15 protein-coding genes are annotated in these 19794 nt (G+C 67.5%); 6 read left to right on the forward strand and 9 right to left on the reverse strand.

The window, feature by feature from the left end:
* Positions 1-62 precede the first annotated feature (62 nt).
* Positions 63-533, reverse strand: a complete 471-nt coding sequence (locus HHL15_RS19430; protein WP_169147469.1) for a rhodanese-like domain-containing protein — start codon at positions 531-533, stop codon at positions 63-65.
* Between the two features lie 471 nt (positions 534-1004).
* On the opposite strand from HHL15_RS19430, the gene HHL15_RS19435 reads away from it, so the two are divergent.
* Positions 1005-1622: an IPTL-CTERM sorting domain-containing protein gene (locus HHL15_RS19435; RefSeq protein ID WP_169147470.1), complete on the forward strand. Its 618-nt coding sequence runs from the start codon at positions 1005-1007 to the stop codon at positions 1620-1622.
* Between the two features lie 155 nt (positions 1623-1777).
* On the opposite strand, the gene HHL15_RS19440 is transcribed toward HHL15_RS19435, so the two are convergent.
* The 6 genes from HHL15_RS19440 to HHL15_RS19465 form a co-directional block, all read right to left on the reverse strand.
* Positions 1778-3874 carry a carboxy terminal-processing peptidase gene (locus HHL15_RS19440; RefSeq protein WP_169147471.1) on the reverse strand — a complete coding sequence of 699 codons (2097 nt, stop codon included), beginning with the start codon at positions 3872-3874 and terminating at the stop codon, positions 1778-1780.
* Between the two features lie 80 nt (positions 3875-3954).
* Positions 3955-4662 (reverse strand): cytochrome b/b6 domain-containing protein, encoded by a 708-nt coding sequence (locus tag HHL15_RS19445; protein ID WP_169147472.1) that lies wholly within the window; start codon positions 4660-4662, stop codon positions 3955-3957.
* 50 nt (positions 4663-4712) lie between these two features.
* A complete protein-coding gene (locus HHL15_RS19450) occupies positions 4713-6143 on the reverse strand; it encodes an efflux transporter outer membrane subunit (protein ID WP_169147473.1) in 1431 nt (476 codons plus the stop codon).
* Positions 6140-9253, reverse strand: coding sequence for a multidrug efflux RND transporter permease subunit (locus tag HHL15_RS19455; RefSeq protein WP_169147474.1), 3114 nt, complete (start codon positions 9251-9253; stop codon positions 6140-6142). The genes HHL15_RS19450 and HHL15_RS19455 overlap by 4 nt, the downstream gene beginning before the upstream one ends.
* A complete protein-coding gene (locus HHL15_RS19460; RefSeq protein ID WP_169147475.1) occupies positions 9250-12360 on the reverse strand; it encodes an MdtB/MuxB family multidrug efflux RND transporter permease subunit in 3111 nt (1036 codons plus the stop codon). The genes HHL15_RS19455 and HHL15_RS19460 overlap by 4 nt, the downstream gene beginning before the upstream one ends.
* On the reverse strand, positions 12357-13610 hold the full coding sequence (locus HHL15_RS19465) for an MdtA/MuxA family multidrug efflux RND transporter periplasmic adaptor subunit (protein WP_169147476.1): 1254 nt from the start codon (positions 13608-13610) through the stop codon (positions 12357-12359). Before HHL15_RS19465 ends, HHL15_RS19460 begins: the two co-directional genes overlap by 4 nt.
* Before the next feature lie 436 nt (positions 13611-14046).
* On the opposite strand from HHL15_RS19465, the gene aqpZ reads away from it, so the two are divergent.
* The gene (gene aqpZ / locus HHL15_RS19470; RefSeq protein WP_169147477.1) at positions 14047-14733 is read left to right on the forward strand and encodes an aquaporin Z; all 687 of its coding nucleotides are present in this window, start codon (positions 14047-14049) and stop codon (positions 14731-14733) included.
* Positions 14734-14752: 19 nt separating this feature from the next.
* Here the strand turns inward: aqpZ and HHL15_RS19475 are convergent, their stop codons facing one another.
* Positions 14753-15307 (reverse strand): hypothetical protein, encoded by a 555-nt coding sequence (locus tag HHL15_RS19475; protein WP_169147478.1) that lies wholly within the window; start codon positions 15305-15307, stop codon positions 14753-14755.
* Between the two features lie 735 nt (positions 15308-16042).
* Positions 16043-17098, reverse strand: a complete 1056-nt coding sequence (locus HHL15_RS19480; RefSeq protein WP_169147479.1) for a sigma-54 interaction domain-containing protein — start codon at positions 17096-17098, stop codon at positions 16043-16045.
* Between the two features lie 291 nt (positions 17099-17389).
* Between HHL15_RS19480 and HHL15_RS19485 the strand changes: the two genes are divergently transcribed.
* Genes HHL15_RS19485 through HHL15_RS19500 form a run of 4 tightly spaced genes read left to right on the forward strand, consistent with a single transcriptional unit; the run spans position 17390 to position 19792 of the window.
* The gene (locus HHL15_RS19485) at positions 17390-18256 is read left to right on the forward strand and encodes a MotA/TolQ/ExbB proton channel family protein (RefSeq protein ID WP_169147480.1); all 867 of its coding nucleotides are present in this window, start codon (positions 17390-17392) and stop codon (positions 18254-18256) included.
* 18 nt (positions 18257-18274) lie between these two features.
* Positions 18275-18703 carry an ExbD/TolR family protein gene (locus HHL15_RS19490; RefSeq protein WP_169147481.1) on the forward strand — a complete coding sequence of 143 codons (429 nt, stop codon included), beginning with the start codon at positions 18275-18277 and terminating at the stop codon, positions 18701-18703.
* A 13-nt stretch (positions 18704-18716) separates the two neighbouring features.
* Positions 18717-19148 carry an ExbD/TolR family protein gene (locus tag HHL15_RS19495; protein ID WP_169147482.1) on the forward strand — a complete coding sequence of 144 codons (432 nt, stop codon included), beginning with the start codon at positions 18717-18719 and terminating at the stop codon, positions 19146-19148.
* A complete protein-coding gene (locus HHL15_RS19500) occupies positions 19145-19792 on the forward strand; it encodes an energy transducer TonB (protein WP_169147483.1) in 648 nt (215 codons plus the stop codon). Before HHL15_RS19495 ends, HHL15_RS19500 begins: the two co-directional genes overlap by 4 nt.
* Positions 19793-19794 lie beyond the last annotated feature (2 nt).

Below are 19794 nucleotides of genomic sequence, written 5' to 3' on the forward strand. Positions count from 1 at the left end.
GGCGCCATTCTACGCCCGGCCAGTGCGCCGTCAGGGCTGAGCACGCCAGCGCCGGGGTGGCCTTAGTTGGCCGCGGCGCGCGGCGCCGGCGCGGTGATGCGGGCGACCTTGCCGCCCTGGTCCTCGTAGTCCAGGGAGCCGGCCGCACCGGCGATCTTGTAGCCCTTGGCGGTCAGCTTGTCGCCGATGTCGCCGGCCCGGTGGGCGCGGTTGGACACGGTGATGATGCTGCGGTCCTTGGGGATGTAGGCCAGGTACTTCTCCACCTCGCCGAACTGGATGCTCAGGAAGACCGGAAAGCTGCCGCGGGTGATGAGTTCGTCGGGGCGGCGCACGTCGAGCACCAGCACTTCACCGGGCTTGGCCAGCAGGGCGTCGACCTCGGCGCGGTTGAGCTGCTTGGTCTTGTAGGTCCACGGCGGCGCCACGTAGGGCTTGGCCGGAGCTGCCTGCTGCGCCGGGGCGGCGGTCTGGGCGAAGGCGCTGGTGGTGCCGGCGGCAAGCAGGGCGGCGAGGAAGATGGCGGTTTTCATGATGTCTTTCTTGGCTGAAGAGGGGTTGACCGGGGGCGCCCGTCAAGGCGCCCGCCCGCTCGGAATAGCAACAATCGCGCCGTCTTTCCGGTGGCTGGACGCTTCTGCCAAAGGGTTGATATAAAAACGCTTTTCCGCTTCGCGTGAGGGTGGCCGGAAGGCGCGCTGCTGGGGAATCACCAGGCGTGCTGGCGGCGCTGTTGCGGGGCGTGCAGCAACGCGGGGAGAGGTCAACACGAGAAAGAGCTTGCCAGAGGAAGGATTCCTGGCTGCAGGCAAAGGAGAGGTGGTGAATGTGGAAGAAAGCGCAGAGCGTCCGTGCTTCGACAAAATGTCATTTCGGTGGAGCGATCACGCGGTTTGACGCGATGACGTGCGTGAAGTGGCTGGTTTTCAAAAAAAACTATCCAAAGTGCACCGCTAGATATTACGATTGGTAACGATTTATTGTTGAACTTGTTTGGGGGAGAAATGCAAAGTCTGAAGAAGTGGGGCGCAGCCCTGGGTTTCATCGTCGTGGCGACTTCGTCGGCGCATGCAGCGCAGATGTGTGTGGGTGGTTCCGGAAGCTTCGGCTCGGTGACGGTAACGCGCTCGGGCACTTGTAGCGATTTTGGGGGCACCATCAGCGGTGTCTCGAACGGTTTTATTGTGAGCGCGGTCAGCACTTGTTCGTTCGCCTTCAGTCCGGCTGTCCCCGCGTCGCAGTTGAGTGTCAAGGTTGTTGATGTAAATGACTTTGACCAAGTCGGATTCAACCTCAATGGCGCGAGTTACACCCTGGTGGCCGGCGATATCGACACCACCCTCACGCCGCCGAGCAGTCCTGGCCGCCTGAGCCTGGTCTCCAATCAGGTCACTGGCTTGGCAGCTCAGGCTGCAGGTGAAGGCTCGATCTCGTTCACCAACTCTGCACCTGCAACCGTGTCCTCGCTGGACGTCGTAAAGACCGGGTCGGGTGGTGTGATCGGTGTCGTGTGTTTCGACGCGCCGGCTACGCCTGTTCCGACCCTGAACCAGTGGGGCACGATCATCATGGCCATGATGCTCGGATTGGCTGGTTTCGGCGCGATGCGCCGCCGTCAATAAGGGTCGAGGCCTGAGCTTTGCGGGCCTATCCAGGGCCCGTAGTTGAAGCAAGCCTGGAGGAAAGCCTCACGGTGATCGTGAGGCTTTTTTTTGCTTAGCCACGGGAGCCCATTGGGGGGCCGCTGAGTCTTCTGCCGCCCAGGGCGGCGGCCTGCCTACCTCGCCTTGGCCACCGACTGTGAAGCCGGGGTCGGCGTCGCTGCCGGTGTGGGGGCCAGCACCGCAGCATCGGCGACGATGCGCGCGGTTTCTTCGAGGAGGAAGTCCTTGCGGTCCTTGAAGGCCTTTTCGGAGGCGAGTTCGGCCTTGAGGCTGCGCTCGCCGGATTGCAGGCCGTCGTCGCGCAGGGCTTCGGCGTCCTTGCCGTTGCGGGCCTTGAGGCGGGCTTCGCGGGCTTCCTTCTCCTGCTTGCGCTCGGCCTCGACCAGGGACAGGCTGCGCATCTCCTTGATGCGGATGACCTCGGCGACGTCCTCCTGGAGTTCGCGGAAGGACTTGTCATCCTTGCTGCGGGCTTCGTGGCGGCGCTGCAGTTCGGGCAGGATGTCCTGCAGGGTGCCGGCGGGTTGATACGACGCCGGGGTGATCTCGCGCCAGGGCAGGGCGTTGTCGAAGCCGGTCTCGCCGAACTCGTCGGCCTCGAAGGCGGAGGGGAAGCGGATGTCGGGGGTGACGCCCTTGAGCTGGGTGGTGCCGCCATTGACCCGGAAGAACTGGGCGATGGTCATCTTGATCTCGCCAAGCACGGGCTTTTCGTTGTTGGCCACCCGGTCCAGGTCCACCAGGGTCTGCACGGTGCCCTTGCCGAAACTGGGCTCGCCGATGATCAGGGCGCGGCCGTAGTCCTGCAGGGCGGCGGCGAGGATCTCGGAGGCCGAGGCCGAACCGCGGTTGATCATCACGGCGAGGGGGCCGTTCCATACCACGCCGGCCTTGAGGTCGCTTTCGACGGCGATCTTGCCGTCGGCGCCGCGCTGCTGCACGACCGGGCCGGTGTCGATGAACAGGCCGGTCAGCTCCACCGCCTCGCGCAGGGAACCGCCGCCGTTGTTGCGCAGGTCGAGGATCAGCCCGCTGACGCCTTCCTTCTTCAGTTCCTCGGCCAGCCGGGCCACGTCGCGGCTGGCGCTGCGGAAGTCCTTGTCGCCGCGGCGACGGCCCTCGAAGTCTTCGTAGAAGGCGGGCAGGGTGATCACGCCGATGCGCTTGCCGGCGCTGCCGGGGATCACCGACTTGCGGGCGGCCTGCTCCTCGAGCTTGATTTTGTCGCGCACCAGGGTGACGTTCTTGTGCTGGGCGTCGGGGCCGCTGCCGGCGGGCAGGATGTCGAGCACGACGCGGGTGTCCTTGGTGCCGCGGATCATCTTGACCACTTCGTCCACCCGGGCGCCGACCACGTCGACCACCGGGCTGCCGTCGCCCTGACCGACACCGACGATGCGGTCGCCCGCGGCCAGCTTGCCGGAGCGCGCGGCGGGGCCGCCGGGGCTCAGCTCGCGGATGGTGATGTATTCGTCACGCTCCTGCAGGACGGCACCGATGCCGACCAGCGAGAGGCGCATGGAGATGTCGAAGGAGTCGGCGGCGCCGCGTCCCAGGTAGCTGGTGTGGGGTTCGATGGAGCCCGCGTAGGCGTTCATGAAGGTCTGGAAAACATCGTCGCTGCGGGTCCGCCGGCTGCGCGCGAGGGCGTTGTCGTAGCGCTTCGAGAGGGTGTCGCGGATCGCCTGGCTGTCCTTGCCGGCCAGCTTGAGGCGCAGCCAGTCGTTCTTGACCCGCTTGCGCCACAGGTCGCGGGCCTCGTCGTCGTCCTTGGGCCAGGGGGCCTTGCTGCGGTCGAGGGGGTAGCTCTCGGCCACGCTGAAGTCGAAATCCTGCTGCAACAGCTTGCGGGCGTCGGCGAAGCGCTCGGCCACCCGCTCGTCGAAGCGCTGGAAGAGGGCGAAGGGAGCCTGCAGGTCGCTCTGCAGGATGGCGTCGTCGAGGCGCGTGCGCAGGTCGGCAAAGCCGTCGATGTCGGCCTGGGTGAAGTACAACCGTTCCGGGTCGAGGCTCTTCAGGTAGCGGTCGAAGATCTCGCTGGAGAGGGCGTCGTCGAGGGGCCGTACGGCGTAGTGGTAGCGGCTCAGGAACATCGAGCCGAGGTAGGCGGCCTGGGCTTGTTCGACGGTCGGGGCGAGGCGCGGGGCATCGGCGTGGGCGGTGGTGCCGAGGGCGATGGCCAGCAGGGCTCCGAGCAGGCGCTTCTTCATGGGCGATGTTCCTGTGGGGTATGGGGGCGGGTGGCCGGGAGGATGTTGTCTGGGACTTCCCGGCGTGGCACTAAGTTCTCTTACCAGCCCGGTGAGGCGGCCGCCGGCTGGGCGGCAGCGGGCGGCGGGGGCGGCAGCAGTCCGCCGGCCGCGGCCCAGGTGGCGGCGCCGGCGATCAGCACCGAGACGATGAAGGCCACCAGGCCGCCGCCACGCCGCTGGCCGGAGGCGGCGGGGCTGGACGGGGTGGCCTCGGTCCAGCCGGTGATCATCGGCTTGACCAGGTTCTCCTTCTTGACGCGGGCGTAGAAGACGATCGCCGCCACGTGCACCGCCACCAGCGCCAGCAGGCCGTTCTGCAGCCAGGCATGCCAGCTGTGGAAGCGGTCGGAGAGGTCTTTGCCGATCCAGTCGGCAAAGGGGCCCTGGAAGGCGATGTCGTCGTTGGTGAACAGCCCGGTGGCGGCCTGGGCGCCGACCAGGGCGAGCAGGCCCAGCACCGACAGGGCGCCCAGCGGGTTGTGGCCGATGCCGCGCCATTCGCCGCGCAGGTAGGCGGCGATGGCGGCCGGGCCGCGCACGAAGGTGGTGAAGCGGGCGGTGGGCGTGCCGACCAGGCCCCACACGATGCGGAACACCACCAGGCCGAGGATCAGGAAGCCGGCGCGGGCGTGCCAGTCGATGAGGTTGCCGCCGAGCTGGCCGGACACGTAGGCGAAGACGATGCTGGCGACGAGCAGCCAGTGGAAGAGGCGGATGGGAAGATCCCAGACCCGTTGGCGTTGCATGGTGGCTCCTGGAGCTGAAAGGGGATTCATGGACAGGGGATGGCGCGCCGTCATGGCTGATCTCCGCCGATGGCCTTGAACAGCGCCACGCTGCCGGTCAGGCGGCGGACCATGATGTCGAGGCGGGCGCGTTCGGCATTGAGGGCCACGGTTTGCGCGTTGGTCACGTTGAGGTAGCTGACGGTTCCCGCGAGGTACTGATTGTTGACCAGTTCGAGGGATTCGGTGGCGGCGGCGAGGGCCTCGGCCTGGGCCCGGGCCTCGGCATCGAGGATCTGCAGGGCGGCGAGATTGTCCTCCACTTCCTGGAAGGCGGTGAGTACCGTCTGCCGGTAGCTGGCCACGCTCTCGTCCCAGGCGGCCACGGCCTGGTCCTTGCGGGCGCTGCGCGCGCCGCCGTCGAACAGGGCGAGGGCCAGGTTGGGGCCGAGGGACCAGAAGCTGTTGGGCAGTGACAGCACGCGGGCCAGGGCGCTGCTCTGGGTGCCGCCGGTGGCGCCGAGGGTGAGGGTCGGGAAGAAGGCGGCCTGGGCCACGCCGATCTGGGCGTTGGCGGCGGCCACCCGGCGTTCGGCGGCGCCGACGTCGGGGCGGCGCTCGAGCAGGGTGGAGGGCAGCAGCCCGGGTACCCGGGGCAGCTCCGGCAGGCTGCTCGACGGGGCCAGGCTGAGCTCTGCCGGGGCCTTGCCGGTGAGCACGGCGATGGCGTGCTCAAGCTGACGACGCTGGATCCCCAGGTCGATCAGCTGGGCCTGGGCGGTCTTCAGCTGGGCCTGGGCCTGGGTCACGTCGGCCCGCGCGGCCACGCCGGCATCGAAGCGATGGCGGGTGATCTCGGCGGAGCGGGTGTAGGCCGCCACGGTGCGTTCGAGCAGGGCGTGCTGGGCATCGTTGACGCGCAGCTGCAGGTAGGCCTGGCTGACCGCCGCGCGGGCCGACAGGCGGGCCGCCCGCAGGTCGGCGGCCACCGCCGCGGCGCTGGCGCCGGCGGCTTCGCTGCCGCGGGCGATGCGTCCCCACAGGTCGGGCTCCCAGCTGGCGGTGAGGCTCAGCCGGCTGGTGTTGCGGATCGGCGCGCCTACAGCAGCCGTGGTGCCGCCGGTGGTGGTGGTGCTGACGCCCTGGCTGCGCGTCACCCCAGCGGCGGCATTGAGGGTCGGCAGGGCCTGGGCCTGGGCGGCATCGAGCAGGGCGGTGGCCTGGCGATAGCGGGCCTCGGCGATGCGGATGCTCTGATTGGAGAGGTCCACCTGCTCCACCAGCTGATCCAGTTGCGGGTCGTTGAAGTGCTTCCACCAGGCCTTGGCGATGGGAGCATCGGCGGGCCCGGCGAGCTTCCAGCCGTCCGCCGCACGGAACTGGGCGGGGACAGGGGCATCGGGGCGGCGGTAGTCGGGGCCGACGGCGCAGCCGGCGAGGAGCAGGGCGGCGGCCAGCAGGGGCAGGCGGAGTGTCATTGCGGGAAGGGCGGTACGGTTCATGGATGCGTTGCTGGGGCCGGAGCCTGGCGGCCAAGGAGGCGGCGCAGGGCCAGGCGCAGGCGGTCGAGCTGGAGGTAGACCACCGGGGTGGTGTAGAGGGTGAGGATCTGGCTGAGGATCAGGCCGCCGACGATGGTGATGCCCAGCGGCTGGCGCAGCTCGGCGCCGTCACCCACCCCGAAGGCCAGGGGCAGGGCGCCGAAGAGGGCCGCCAGGGTGGTCATCATGATCGGGCGGAAGCGCAGCAGGCAGGCCTCGAAGATGGCATCCCGGGGCGACAGCCCCCGGTCCCGCTCGGCGGTGATGGCGAAGTCGATCATCATGATGGCGTTCTTCTTGACGATGCCGATGAGCAGGATCACGCCGATCAGCGAGATCACCCCGAACTCGGTCTTGAAGGCGAGCAGGGCCAGGATGGCCCCGACGCCCGCCGAGGGCAGGGTGGACAGGATGGTGATCGGGTGGGTGAGGTTCTCGTAGAGCATGCCGAGGATCAGGTACACCGCCACGATGGCGGCCAGGATCAGCAGCGGCTGGCTCTTCAGGGAGGCCTGGAAGGCCTTGGCGTTGCCTTCGAAGCTGCCATGCACCGAGTTGGGCACGCCGATGCGGGCCATCTCCTGGCGGACGACCTCGGTGGCTTCGGAGAGGGATACGCCGACCGGCAGGTTGAAGGAGATGGTGCTCGCCACGCTGCCGCCCTGGTGATTCACCGCCAGCGGCATGGTGCCGGCCTGCCAGTGCGAGAAGGCGGCCAGCGGCACCCGGTTGCCATCGGGCCCGACCACGAACAGGTCGTTGAGGATCTCGGGGCTCTGCAGGTAGCGCTGCTCCGCCTCGAGCACCACCCGGTACTGGTTGAGGGGGCCGTAGATGGTGGACACCAGGCGCTGCCCGAAGAGGTCGTTGAGGGTGGCATTCACCAGGCGCTGGTTGAGGCCCAGGCGGGCCAGGGCATCCCGGTCCACCTCCAGGTAGGTCTGCTCGCCCTTGTCCTGGCGGTCGGAGCTGACGTCCTCCAGCTGGGGCAGCTTGCGCATGGCCTCGCGGATGCGTGGTTCCCACTGGCGCAACGCCTGCAGGGAGTCGGACTGGAGGGTGAATTCGTATTGGGCGCCGGACATCCGCCCGCCGATGCGGATGTCCTGGGCCGCCACCAGGAACAGGCTGGCCCCCGGCTCGCGGGACAGCTTGCCGCGCAGGCGGCCGATCACCTGGTCGGCGGTCACGTCACGTTCGGCCAGGGGCTTGAGGGTCACGAACATCATCCCGCCGCTGCCGCCCCGCGGGCCGCCGCCACCGGCACCGCCGGCGTAGCCGACCACGTTGTCCACCGCCGGGTCCTGCTCCACGATGGACACGAAGCGGCTCAGCTTGCCCTGCATCGACTGGAAGGACGTGCGCTGGTCGGCATCGATGAAACCCATGATGCGGCCGGTGTCCTGCTGCGGGAAGAAGCCCTTCGGCACGATGCCGTAGAGATACACATTGAAGCCGATGGTGGCGAAGAGCAGCGCCAGGGTGATCCACGGATGGCGCAGCACCACCGCCAGGGAGCGCCCGTAGCCGCCCAGCAGGGCATCCTGAAGGCGCGCGGCCAGGGCCGGGCGGGTGCCGGCGGGCTTCGGCGCGTGGGGCTTGAGGAGGCGCGCGCACATCATCGGGGTGAGGGTCAGGGACACCACCAGGGACACCAGGATGGCCGCAGAGAGGGTTACCGCGAATTCGCGGAACAGCCGCCCGACCACGCCGCCCATCAGCAGGATGGGGATGAACACGGCGATCAGCGAGAGGCTCATGGAGAGCACCGTGAAGCCCACCTCGCGCGCACCCCGCAGGGCCGCATCGAAGGGCGTCATGCCGGCCTCGATGTGGCGCGAAATGTTCTCCAGCACCACCACCGCGTCATCCACCACGAAGCCGGTGACGATGACCAGGGCCATCAGCGAGATGTTGTTGAGGGAGTAGCCGCACAGGTACATCACCGCGAAGGTGCCGAGCAGGGACACCGGCACCGCCACGCTGGGGATCAGCGCCGCCCGGGCGTTGCGCAGGAACAGGAAGACCACCATGATCACCAGCCCGATGGACAGCAGCAGGGTGTGCTGGACCTCGCGCAGGGAGGCGCGGATGGTCACGGTGCGGTCGGCCACCACCTCGAGCCTGACCCCAGGGGGCAGCTCGGCGCGCAGTTGCGGCAGGATGGCCAGGGCCCGCTCGACGGTCTCGATCACGTTGGCGTCGGGCTGGCGGTTGATCAGCAGGATGACCGCCGGCTTGCCGTTGGCGAGGCCCATGTTGCGGGTGTCCTGCTCGCCGTCGAAGACCCGCGCCACATCGCCCAGGCGCAGGGCCGCGCCGCTCTTCCAGGAAACGATGGTGGGCAGGTAGTCGGCGGCCTTGGTCGCCTGGTCGCTGGCACCCAGCTGCCAGTGACGCTCGCCGTTCTCCAGGCTGCCCTTGGGGCGGGTCACGTTGGCGGCATCGATGGTCTGGCGCAGGCTCTCGACGCCGACGCCCGCCGCGGCCAGCCCGCTCGGATCCACCTCGACCCGCACTGCGGGCAGGGAGCCGCCGCCCATGTTCACCTGACCGACGCCCTTCACCTGGGCCAGGCGCTGGGCCAGCACGGTGGACGCAAAGTCGTACATGGCGGCCCGCGAGACCGAGTCGGAGGTCATCGACAGGATCAGCACCGGCGCGTCGGAGGGGTTGATCTTGCGGTAGCTGGGGTTGCCGGACATGCCGCTGGGCAGCTGGGCACGGGTCGCGTTGATGGCGGCCTGCACACTCTTGGCGGCGGTCTCGATGTTCTGGTCGAGGTCCAGCTGCAGGGTGATGCGGGTGTTGCCGAGGGAACTCGACGAGGTCAGCTCGGTGACCCCGGCGATGGTGCCGAGGGCCCGCTCCAGGGGCGTGGCCACGGTGGCCGCCATGGTTTCGGGGCTGGCACCGGGCAGGTTGGCCGACACGGTGAGGGTGGGGAAGTCCACCTGGGGCAGGGCCGCCACCGGCTGCAGCCGGTAGGCAACCAGGCCGACCAGGGCGATGGCGAGGGCCAGCAGCGAGGTCGCCACCGGCCGGCGGATGAACATGGCGGAGAGGTTCACGGTGCGGTGTCCAGTGCTTCGGCCGGGGCGTTTTGCCCTTTTTGCCCCTTTTCGCCTTTGAGGCGGCGGGCGAGGCGGTCGAAGGCCAGGTAGATCACCGGGGTGGTGAAGATGGTCAGGATCTGGCTGACCAGCAGGCCGCCGACCATGGTGATGCCCAGGGGCTGGCGCAGCTCGGAGCCGACGCCGTCGCCGAGCATCAGCGGCAGGGCGCCGAGGAGGGCCGCCAGGGTGGTCATCAGGATCGGCCGGAAGCGCAGCAGGCAGGCTTCGTAGATGGCCTCGCGGGGCGTCCGGCCCTGCTCGCGCTCCGCCTCGAGGGCGAAGTCGATCATCATGATGGCGTTCTTCTTGACGATGCCGATCAGCAGGATGATCCCGATGATGCCGATCATGCCCAGCTCATGGCCCGACACCAGCAGGGCCAGCAGGGCGCCGACGCCGGCCGAGGGCAGGGTGGACAAGATGGTGACCGGGTGGATGGTGCTCTCGTAGAGCACCCCGAGCACGATGTACATGGTCACCACGGCGGCCAGGATCAGCAGCAGGGTGTTGTCCAGGGAGGCCTGGAAGGCCAGCGCGGCCCCCTGGAAACTGCTGCGGATGCCGCGGGGGACTTCCAGCTCGGCCTCGGCGCTGCGGATCGCCGCCACGGCATCGCCGAGGGCCACGCCCGGGGCCAGGTTGAAGGACAGGGTCACCGCCGGGAACTGGCCGATGTGGTTGATCGCCAGCATGGTGCGGCGCTCGCTGATGCGCGCCACCGACGACAGGGGCACGCTGCGTCCGCCGGCGGCGGGCACGTGGATGTGCTCCAGCGCGGCGGGGCTCTGCTGGAAGTCCGGGGCCACCTCCAGCACCACCCGGTAGAGGGCCGACTGGGTGAAGATGTTGGACACCTGGCGTTGGCCGAAGGCGCTGTAGAGGGCGTTGTCGATGGCCGCCGGAGTCACCCCCAGCCGGCCGGCGCTGTCCCGGTCGATATCCACGTAGGCCATGGCCCCCTGATCCTGCAGGTCGCTGGCCACGTCGGCCAGCTGGGGCAGGCTGCGCAGCTTTTCGGTCAGGCGGCTGGCCCACTGGGCCAGTTGCACCTCGTTCGACCCTTCCACGCTGAACTGGTACTGGGTGCGGCTGGCCCGGTCCTCGATGGTGAGGTCCTGCACCGGCTGCATGTACAGGCGGGTGTCCACCCGGCGCAGTTCGAGGCGCTCCTGCAGGCGGCGGATCACCTCTTCGGCGCTGAGGGTGCGTTCTTCCTTGGGCTTGAGCTTGATCAGCATGCGCCCGCTGTTGAGGGTGGTGTTGGTGCCGTCCACCCCGATGAAGGAGGACAGGCTGTCCACCGCCGGGTCTTCCAGAACGATGCCGGCGAGGGTCTGCTGGCGTTCGGCCATGGCCGGGAAGGAGATGTCCTGGGGGGCGTCCGAGATGGCCTGGATCAGCCCGGTGTCCTGCACGGGGAAGAAGCCCTTGGGGATGAACAGGTAGAGCAGCACGGTGAGGGCCAGGGTGCCGAAGGCGGCCAGCAGGGTCAGGCCCTGGCGGTCGAGCACCCACTCGAGCATCACCGCGTAGCGGTCCACGATGGCCTGGAAGAAGGCGCCGTTGCGGTCGTGGTGCTGGCCGGTGGGGCGCAGCAGGCGCGCCGACATCATCGGGGTGAGGGTCAGGGACACCACCGCCGAGATCAGGATGGACACCGCCAGGGTGATCGCGAACTCGCGGAACAGGCGGCCGACCACGTCGCCCATGAAGATCAGCGGGATCAGCACGGCGATCAGCGACACGGTGAGGGACAGGATGGTGAAGCCGATCTGCTTGGCGCCCTTGAGGGCGGCCTTGAGGGGCGACTCGCCGTCTTCCACGTGGCGGCTGATGTTCTCGATCATCACGATGGCGTCGTCCACCACGAAGCCGGTGGCGATGGTGAGGGCCATCAGGGTGAGGTTGTTGATGCTGAAGCCGGCGGCGTACATCACCGCGAAGGTGCCCACCAGGGACAGGGGCACCGCCACCGCCGGGATCAGGGTGGCGGTGAAGCTGCGCAGGAACAGGAAGATCACGCCCACCACCAGGGCCACCGCCAGGACCAGCTCGAACTGCACATCGGCCACCGAGGCGCGGATGGAGGTGGTGCGGTCGGTGAGCAGGCGCAGGTCCACCGAGGTGGGCAGGTCGTCGGCCAGCTGCGGCAGCAGGGCGCGCACCCGGTCGGCGGTGTCGATGACATTGGCGCCAGGCTGGCGGTGGATGTTGATGATCACCGCCGGGCTCTTGTCGGCCCAGGCGGCGAGGCGGGTGTTCTCCACCCCCTCGACCGTGGCGGCCACGTCGCCGAGGCGGATCGGCGCGCCGTTGCGCCAGGCGAGGGTGAGCTTGCGGTAGTCCTCGGCGGACTTGAGCTGGTCGTTGGCGTCCAGGGTGGTGGCCTTGACCGGGCCATCGAAGCTGCCCTTGGCCATGTTGACGTTGGCATTGGCGATGGCCGTGCGCACGTCTTCCAGGCTGAGGCCGGCCGAGGCCAGGGCCTGGGGATTGACCTGCACGCGCACGGCGGGGCGCAGGCCGCCGCCGATGGTCACCAGGCCGACCCCCGGCAGCTGGGAGATCTTCATGGCGACGCGGGTATCCACCAGGTCGGCCAGGCGGGCCAGGGGCAGACTGGAGGAGCTGACCGCGAGGGTCAGGATGGGCGCGTCGGCCGGGTTGATCTTGCTGTACACCGGCGGCATCGGCAGATCCTGGGGCAGGAAGCTGCCGGCGGTGGAGATGGCCGCCTGGACCTGCTGCTCGGCCACGTCCATGGCCAGCGACAGGTCGAACTGCAGGGTGATCACCGAGATGCCCTCGCCGCTGGTGGACGACATGCGCTTGAGGCCGGGCATCTGGCCGAACTGGCGCTCCAGCGGGGCAGTGATGGCCGAGGTGGTGACCTCGGGGCTGGCCCCGGGGTAGCGGGTGGCGATCTGGATGGTGGGGTACTCGACCTCGGGCAGGGCCGAGACCGGCAGCAGGCGCATGGCGATCAGGCCCACCAGCAGGAGGGCCAGCATCAGCAGGGAGGTGGCGACCGGCCGGAGGATGAAGGGGCGGGAGAGGTTCATGCCGGCTTCTTGCGCTCGCGGCGTTCACCGTTGGGCCCGCCCGGCCCGCCATGTCCCTCGCCGCGTTGGCGGGATTCGGGCGAGGCGAGTTCGACCTGGGCGCCGTCGCGCAGGCGGTCCACCCCTTCGATGACGATCTTCTCGCCGGAGGACAGGCCGGACTCGATCGCCACCGTGTCGCTGGTGGCCGGGCCGAGGACCACCGGGCGCATGCTGGCGGTCTTGTCCTTTTCGTTGATGACGTACACGAAGCTGCCCTGGGCACCCTTGAGGATCGCCGCGGAGGGCACCAGGACCGCGTCCTGGCGCGAGTCCACGCGCAGGCGGGCGCTGACGAACTGGTTGGGGAAGAGGGCGCCGTCGGCGTTGTCGAACTGGGCCTTGAGCTTCACCGTGCCGGTGCTGGTGTCGATCAGGTTGTCGGTGCTGATCAGGCGGCCGCCGGCCAGGCGCCGCCGCCCGTCCCGGTCCCAGGCCTCCACGCCGAGGCCCTTGCCGGCCTGGGCCTGGATGGCCGGCAGGTGGGTGGCGGGGATTGAGAACAGCACGGTGATCGGCCGCGTCTGGGTGAGGATCACCAGGCCGCTGGCATCGCTCGCCCGCACCATGTTGCCGGCGTCCACCTGACGCAGGCCGAGGGTGCCGGGCACCGGCGCGGTGACCCGGGTGAAGCCGAGGTTGAGGCGGGCGGTGTCCACCAGGGCCTTGTCGGTCTGCACCGTACCTTCCAGCTGGCGCACCTGGGCCTCTTGGGCGTCCACCTGCTGGCGGGCGATGGAGTCCTTGGCGAGCAGGCCCTTGTAGCGCTCCAGGTCGAGGCGGGCGTTGGCCAGCAGGGCTTCGTCGCGCTTGAGCTGGCCGCTGGCCTGTTCGAGGGCGGCGGCGAAGGGGCGGGGGTCGATCTCGGCGAGCAGGTCGCCGGCCTTGACGGTCTGGCCGTCACGGAATATGACACGCTGGAGCTGGCCGTCCACCCGCGGCCGGATGGTGACGGTGTTGAGGGCCGTGACGGTACCGATGGCGTTGAGCGTGATATCGATGTTGCCGCTGCGGCTGGCGGCGGTGAGTACCGGTACCGGCCGGTTGGCAAAGTCGCGGCGGCCCCCCTTGCCGCGCTGGGAGGCGTCGCCACGGGGGGCGCTGTCGGCGGCCTTGGCTTCGGGAGCGGGGCTGCCCCGGTAATAAATCGCACCGCCGGCGGTGGCGGCCGCGAGCAGGGCAATGGAGGTCCAGATATGGCTCTTCTTCATGGGATTTGAATGACTCGAAAAGGCGCGGCGCAGGGCCATGCGGGGCGAGACGGAAGAGTCGCCCTCTTTGCCCCGGATATCGCAGGTTTCGTGCCTCTTTTAATTCATTGATCCGAATAAGCGGCGCTGTTTTTCGAATAAGGAATCAAGGAATTGAATTGAAAAAGGATTTACGCTGCGCCCGGCCGGCGGGACGAATGACGTGGGGGATCGACCGGGTAAGGGAGCCGGCGCGATGTGCGTGCAGCCAGCGGCAGAGGGTTGATTTCCCAGCACCGTTGTTGTCGCCCTGTTGGCGTATCAGCAGCGCGTGAGGGAGGGAGGCTGCGGCCGGGGTGACGATGTTTTGCAAAATGCATGAACTGACCGGCAGCGTGTTGGCGTAGGCTCGGCGCCCTGTCTGGAGAGTGTTCCAGCATCTTTCGTGGAGAACATCATGAAGAAATTCAGCGCCGAATTCCTCGGCACTTTCTGGCTCGTCCTGGGGGGCTGCGGCAGCGCAGTGCTTGCCGCGGCATTTCCGCAGGTGGGTATCGGCCTGCACGGCGTGTCCCTGGCCTTCGGCCTGACGGTGCTGACCATGGCCTTCGCCATCGGTCACATCTCGGGTTGCCACCTCAATCCGGCGGTGTCCATCGGTCTGTGGCTGGGTGGGCGTTTTCCGGCATCGAGCCTGCTGCCCTACATCGTGGCCCAGGTGTTTGGCGCCATCGCAGCGGGGGCGGTGCTCTACGTGATCGCCAGCGGCGCACCGGGCTTTGACGTGACCAAGGGCTTTGCTTCCAATGGCTTCGGCCTGCATTCCCCCGGCGGCTATTCCATGGTGGCGGCCCTCGTCACCGAAGTGGTGATGACCATGTTCTTCCTGATCGTCATCCTGGGGGCCACCGACAAGCGGGCGCCGGCCGGCTTTGCGCCGATCGCCATCGGCCTGGCCCTGACGCTGATCCACCTGGTGAGCATTCCGGTGACCAATACCTCGGTCAATCCGGCGCGCAGCACGGGCGTGGCGATCTTTGCGGGCGGCTGGGCGCTTGAGCAGCTGTGGCTGTTCTGGCTGGCGCCGATTGTCGGTGCGGCCCTCGGCGCGCTGGCCTATCGCTTCATCAGCGACGAGCGCTGATGGCTCTCCGGCCGGTCTGTCACTCTTCCGGCCGGAAGCTCCAGCGCGGGCTGAGCAGCAGGACGGCCAGGGAGGCCAGGCTGGCCGCGATGGCGACCCACAGGATGGCGCGGTTCTCGGCGATCCTTTCCGGGTAGATGCTGCTTGCGGCGGCCAGCCCGATGCCATTGCCGCCGGCGACCAGCACCGCCGCCGCCAGGTCGTGGAAGCGTCGGGCCTGGTTGGCGCGGGCCGACCAGCGGGGGTCCGTGTTGTAGCTGGGCAGGCCGTGTACATCGCGTTCGAGACGTTCCAGGGTGGTGAGGAACTGGCGCAGGTTGGTGATCGCCCGCTCGGCCTTGTAGTTGAGGAAGGCCAGGCAGGTGGAGGCCACCGGAAAGCCCAGCAGCAGCCATTCCACCGGCACATGCCCGGCGCCTGCGCCGGGCTTGAGTGCCACCAGGGCGGCCAGGATGCTGACCACCAGGGTCACGTAGAGGGCCAGCGCCTGCTGGCGCTGGGCGATGCGGGCGTTGACTTCCTGATAGGCCGCGATGAAACGGTAGTTGGCGTCGACCCAGGGTTTTCCGGCCATGGTTTGAATATCTGTTTGAGGGTGGGGCAGTGTAGGGGGGGCTTCAGAGGGTGTTGTAAAACTCTGCGGTCTTGCCGGGGCTGATGTTGTTCAGGTTGTGTTGGTTATTCTGAGTCTGGGGCTTTTGTCTGGGGGGCTGCTCGTTAGTGGGCGGCTTTCCGTTGTTTGGCGTTGAATTGGCCGGGATTTCGCCCCGGCGGGCGACCCCTTTCTTTGCGTCGCCAAAGAAAGGGGAAAAGAAAGGCGACCCGGCTTCCCCGGTCGTTCGCTGCGCGAACGACTCCCCTGCGCTGCTCGCATCGGGCGGCCGGCGCGGAACTCGTCGGCTGCGCCTCCTCAGACAGCCGCGCCGGAAGGCCCCGCCCGATACTCCGCTGCTCGGCGGGTCAGAACGGGCTTTTCGCAAACACCGCGCGTTTGCTGAAGCCGAGGCTGGCTTCCAACGAGAAAAGCAAAACCCCAGCGCTTCGCATTCACCGGATTTTCCGCAGAGGCTCGGTGCCCGGTAAAAGCCCGTTCCGACCCGCCGGGGCGAACTCCCGGCCAATCCAATGTAAAACAACGGAAAGCCGCCCAGCAAAGGCACACCAGCTTCGAACACAAAGTGCTGACAGCCACCTCCCACAGGCTTGGACCCGCGGATTTTGCGACACCCTCTTCCGCCGCCCGCAATCCGCTGAACACCCACAATCCCCGTTGATTGAAGCCCGCCGGCGCCTAAACCCGCCTCCGCATTCAGTCGATCAGCTTCATGCGCTTGAGATGGGTGCGCAGCACATTGCGCGAAATGCCGAGCAGGCGCGCAGTGCGGACCTGGTTGAGGTGCTCCCACTGGTAGGCGGCGTGGATGGTCTGGTCCACGATGTGGTCGAAGATGCCTTCGCGGCCTTCCTCGAACAGGCTTTTCAGGTGGCGCGTGAAGCAGTCCTGCAGGTCGGCCGGTGATGCCGGCTGTTCGCGGGCCGGCTTGTCGATCTGGGTGGGCAGCAGGTGCAGGTCCTCCACGTCGATCTGCTTGCCATGGAAGACCAGCAGGGCGCGGTGCAATACGTTTTCGAGTTCGCGGATATTGCCCGGCCAGGGGTAGTCGAGCAGGGCCTTTTCGGCCTGCGGTGAGAGGCCCGGCTCGATGATGTCCAGGCGATGGGCGTATTTGCTGATGAAATGGCGGGCCAGCGGGACGATGTCGCGGGGGCGCTCGCGCAGGATCGGCAATTCCAGCGCCACCACCTTGAGGCGGTAATACAGATCCTCGCGGAAACGCCCTTCGGCGACGGCTTTTTCCAGGTCGACGTTGGTGGCGGCAATCAGACGCACGTCCACCTTGACCGGCTTGCGGGCGCCGATGCGCACCACTTCGCCTTCCTGCAGCACGCGCAGGAGCTTGACCTGCATCGGCAGGGGCAGGTCGCCGATTTCATCCAGAAAGAGGGTGCCGCCATTGGCGGCTTCGAACCAGCCCGCCTTGGAATTCATCGCGCCGGTGAAGGCGCCCTTTTCGAAACCGAACAGCTCGCTCTCGAACAGGGTTTCGGAAAAGGCGCCGCAATTGATCGCGAGAAATGGTTGGGCTGCCCGCAGGCTTGAGAGATGGACCTGGCGGGCGACCAGTTCCTTGCCGGTGCCGGTTTCTCCAATGATCAGGATATTGGCGTTGCTGGGCGCCACCCGGTCGATCAGTGACAGCAGCTGCAGGGATTTCGGGTCCGCGAAAACCACCGCGCTGGCCCGGATGGACAGGGATACGGAACGCGGGTCCGGGAATGTAATGATGTGCGGTGAATAGTTCATTTTTTCGCGAGACCTGATGGGGTGAGCCAATTGTAAGAATCCGGTTCCCCATCTGAAACAAAGAATTTCTGCTATCTATATCTCGGGTGCTTCTGCTTATTCGTCAGCAGCTCTGCTGGGATATCAGCAGCAATTGTGCATGAGCGTCAGCAGAATGGGTGTTGGTTTCTCGGGGAGGAATGGCAAGAGTCTGAATAGTCATTGCTTTTTGTTCTGGCACGGGCTGTGCAATGGGCTTGGTGTGAATGTTTCGCCTTTTCGCCTTTCTGCTTATCTGTCCGGAGAATTAGCATGTTCAATTTTGATATAAACCGCGGTCGTTCCCGTATTTCGGCCTTGCTGGCCTCGGGGCTGATCGCCCTTTCCGGGGCGACATTCGCCGGCGCTGCACTGGCCCAGTCGCAGCCGGCGCCCGCGGTGAGCGCCGCGGCCGAGGCTGCTCCGGCGCCGGTGGCTGCTGCAGAGGGTGCCGGCGCCAAGGCCGGGGGCACCGCCATTGTCGACAACCCCTATGGCATCGAGGCCTTGTGGAAGGGCAGTGATGCGGTGGCCAAGACCGTGCTGCTGCTCCTGCTGGTCATGAGTGTCGGCAGCTGGTACGTGATCATCGTGAAGCTGCTGGAGCAGACCAAGATCGGCCGCCAGGCCAAGAAGACCACCAGCCAGTTCTGGAACGCCGGCTCCGTGCAGCAGGGGGCCGAGAACCTGGAAGGCTCCAGCCCCTTCCGCTTCATCGCCGAAGCCGGCATCGAAGCCACCAAGAAGCATGACGGCCTGCTCCAGCATGTGGGTTTCAACGAGTGGGTGACCCTGTCGATCCAGCGCGCCATCGAGCGCATCCAGAGCCGCCTGCAGGGTGGCCTGGCCTTCCTGGCGACGGTCGGCTCGACCGCGCCCTTCGTCGGCCTGTTCGGTACCGTGTGGGGCATCTACCACGCTCTGACCGCCATCGGCGTGGCCGGCCAGGCGTCCATCGACAAGGTGGCCGGCCCGGTGGGCGAGGCGCTGATCATGACCGCCATCGGCCTGGCCGTCGCGGTGCCGGCGGTGCTGGGCTACAACTGGCTGGTCCGCCGCAACAAGAGCGTGCTGGACGACGTCCGCGCCTTCGGCAGCGACCTGCACTCGGTCATCCTGGCCTCGGCCAGCAAGGCCTGATCGGCGGGGCACGCAGTCATGGCCATCAGTGCAGCTCCCGCCGAGGGAGACGACGAAGTCATCGCGGCGATCAACACCACGCCGCTGGTGGATGTGATGCTGGTGCTGCTGATCATCTTCCTGATCACCATCCCGGTCGTCACCACCTCGGTGCCGGTGGAATTGCCCAAGGAAACCGTCGAGGTGCGGGAATCCAAGCCGGAGAACCTGGTGATCTCGGTGGACAGCAGCAACGCCATCTACATCCAGGATTCGAAGGTGGCGAGCACCCGGGCGCTGGTGGAACACCTGAAGAAGGTCTCCGTGCAGCAGCCCCAGCCCGAGGTACAGATCCGCGGTGATCTGACGGCGCAGTACGAGGGCGTCGGCAAGATCCTCTACGCCTGCCAGCTGGCCGGTATCGGCAAGGTGGCCTTCATTACCGAACCGCCCGCCCGGGGCGGTTGAGGAGGACCGGAACATGGCAATGAACGTGGGAAGCAGCAGCGCCAGCGGCGATCCCGAGGTGATGATGGACATCAACACCACGCCCTTGATCGACGTGATGCTGGTCCTGCTGGTGATGCTGATCATCACCATCCCGATCCAGCTCCACGCAGTCAACCTCAACCTGCCCGTCGGCACGCCGCCCCCCAGCGACGTGAAGCCGGAGGTGGTGAAGATCGACGTGGATGCGAAGAGCGTGGTGCATTGGCAGGGTGTGGCAGTGGGCAGCGGGGCCGAGCTGGAGCAGAAGATGAAGGATGTCTCCCTGCTGCCGGTCCAGCCCGAGGTGCACCTGCGCCCCGACCGGCATGCCCGTTATGAAGTGGTGGCGAGCATCCTGGCGGCGACGAAGCGCTCGGGGCTCACCAAGATTGGCGTCATTGGCAGCGAGCAATTCATAGAATGAGCACGATTACCGCAAACTACCATTTTCAGCCCAAGGACCCGTCCCGCAGCGCCACCGGGCTGGTCGTGGTCGTGGGGCTGCACGTCGTTCTCGGCTATGCGCTGGTGTCAGGCCTGGCCCGGGATATCGTCAAGGTCATCAAGAAGCCGCTGGATGCGGCGGTGATCCAGGAGGTGAAGCTGCCTCCGCCGCCGCCCCCGCCGCCGAAGGTGGTGAAGCTGGAGGCGCCGAAGCTGAAGACTCCGCCGCCGCCGGCCTACGTGCCGCCGCCCGAGGTGACACCGGCAGTGACGCCACCACCGGTCATCGCGGCGGCATCACCGACGCCGCCACCGGCCCCGGTGATCGCGCCGCCCGCTCCGCCTGCCCCGGCGCCGGTCGCGGCGCCCAAGCCGGTGAAGGCCGACATGGCGGCCAGCTGCCCGACCCAGGTGCGTCCCGAAGTGCCCCGCGGCGCAGAGGGGGTCAGCGGGGTGATCCGGGCCCAGGCGATCATCCGTGATGGTGCGGTGAAGGAGGTGACCATCCTGTCCGGTCCCAAGGTCTTCCACCAGGCGGTGCGCAGCGCGATGCTGCAATACCGCTGCGTGTCGGGTGACGCCGAGATCGTCGCCACCCAGCAGTTCGTCTTCGAGTCGGGCTGATG

The sequence above is a fragment of the Zoogloea dura genome (assembly GCF_012927165.1).
Classification (GTDB): Bacteria; Pseudomonadota; Gammaproteobacteria; order Burkholderiales; family Rhodocyclaceae; genus Zoogloea; species Zoogloea dura.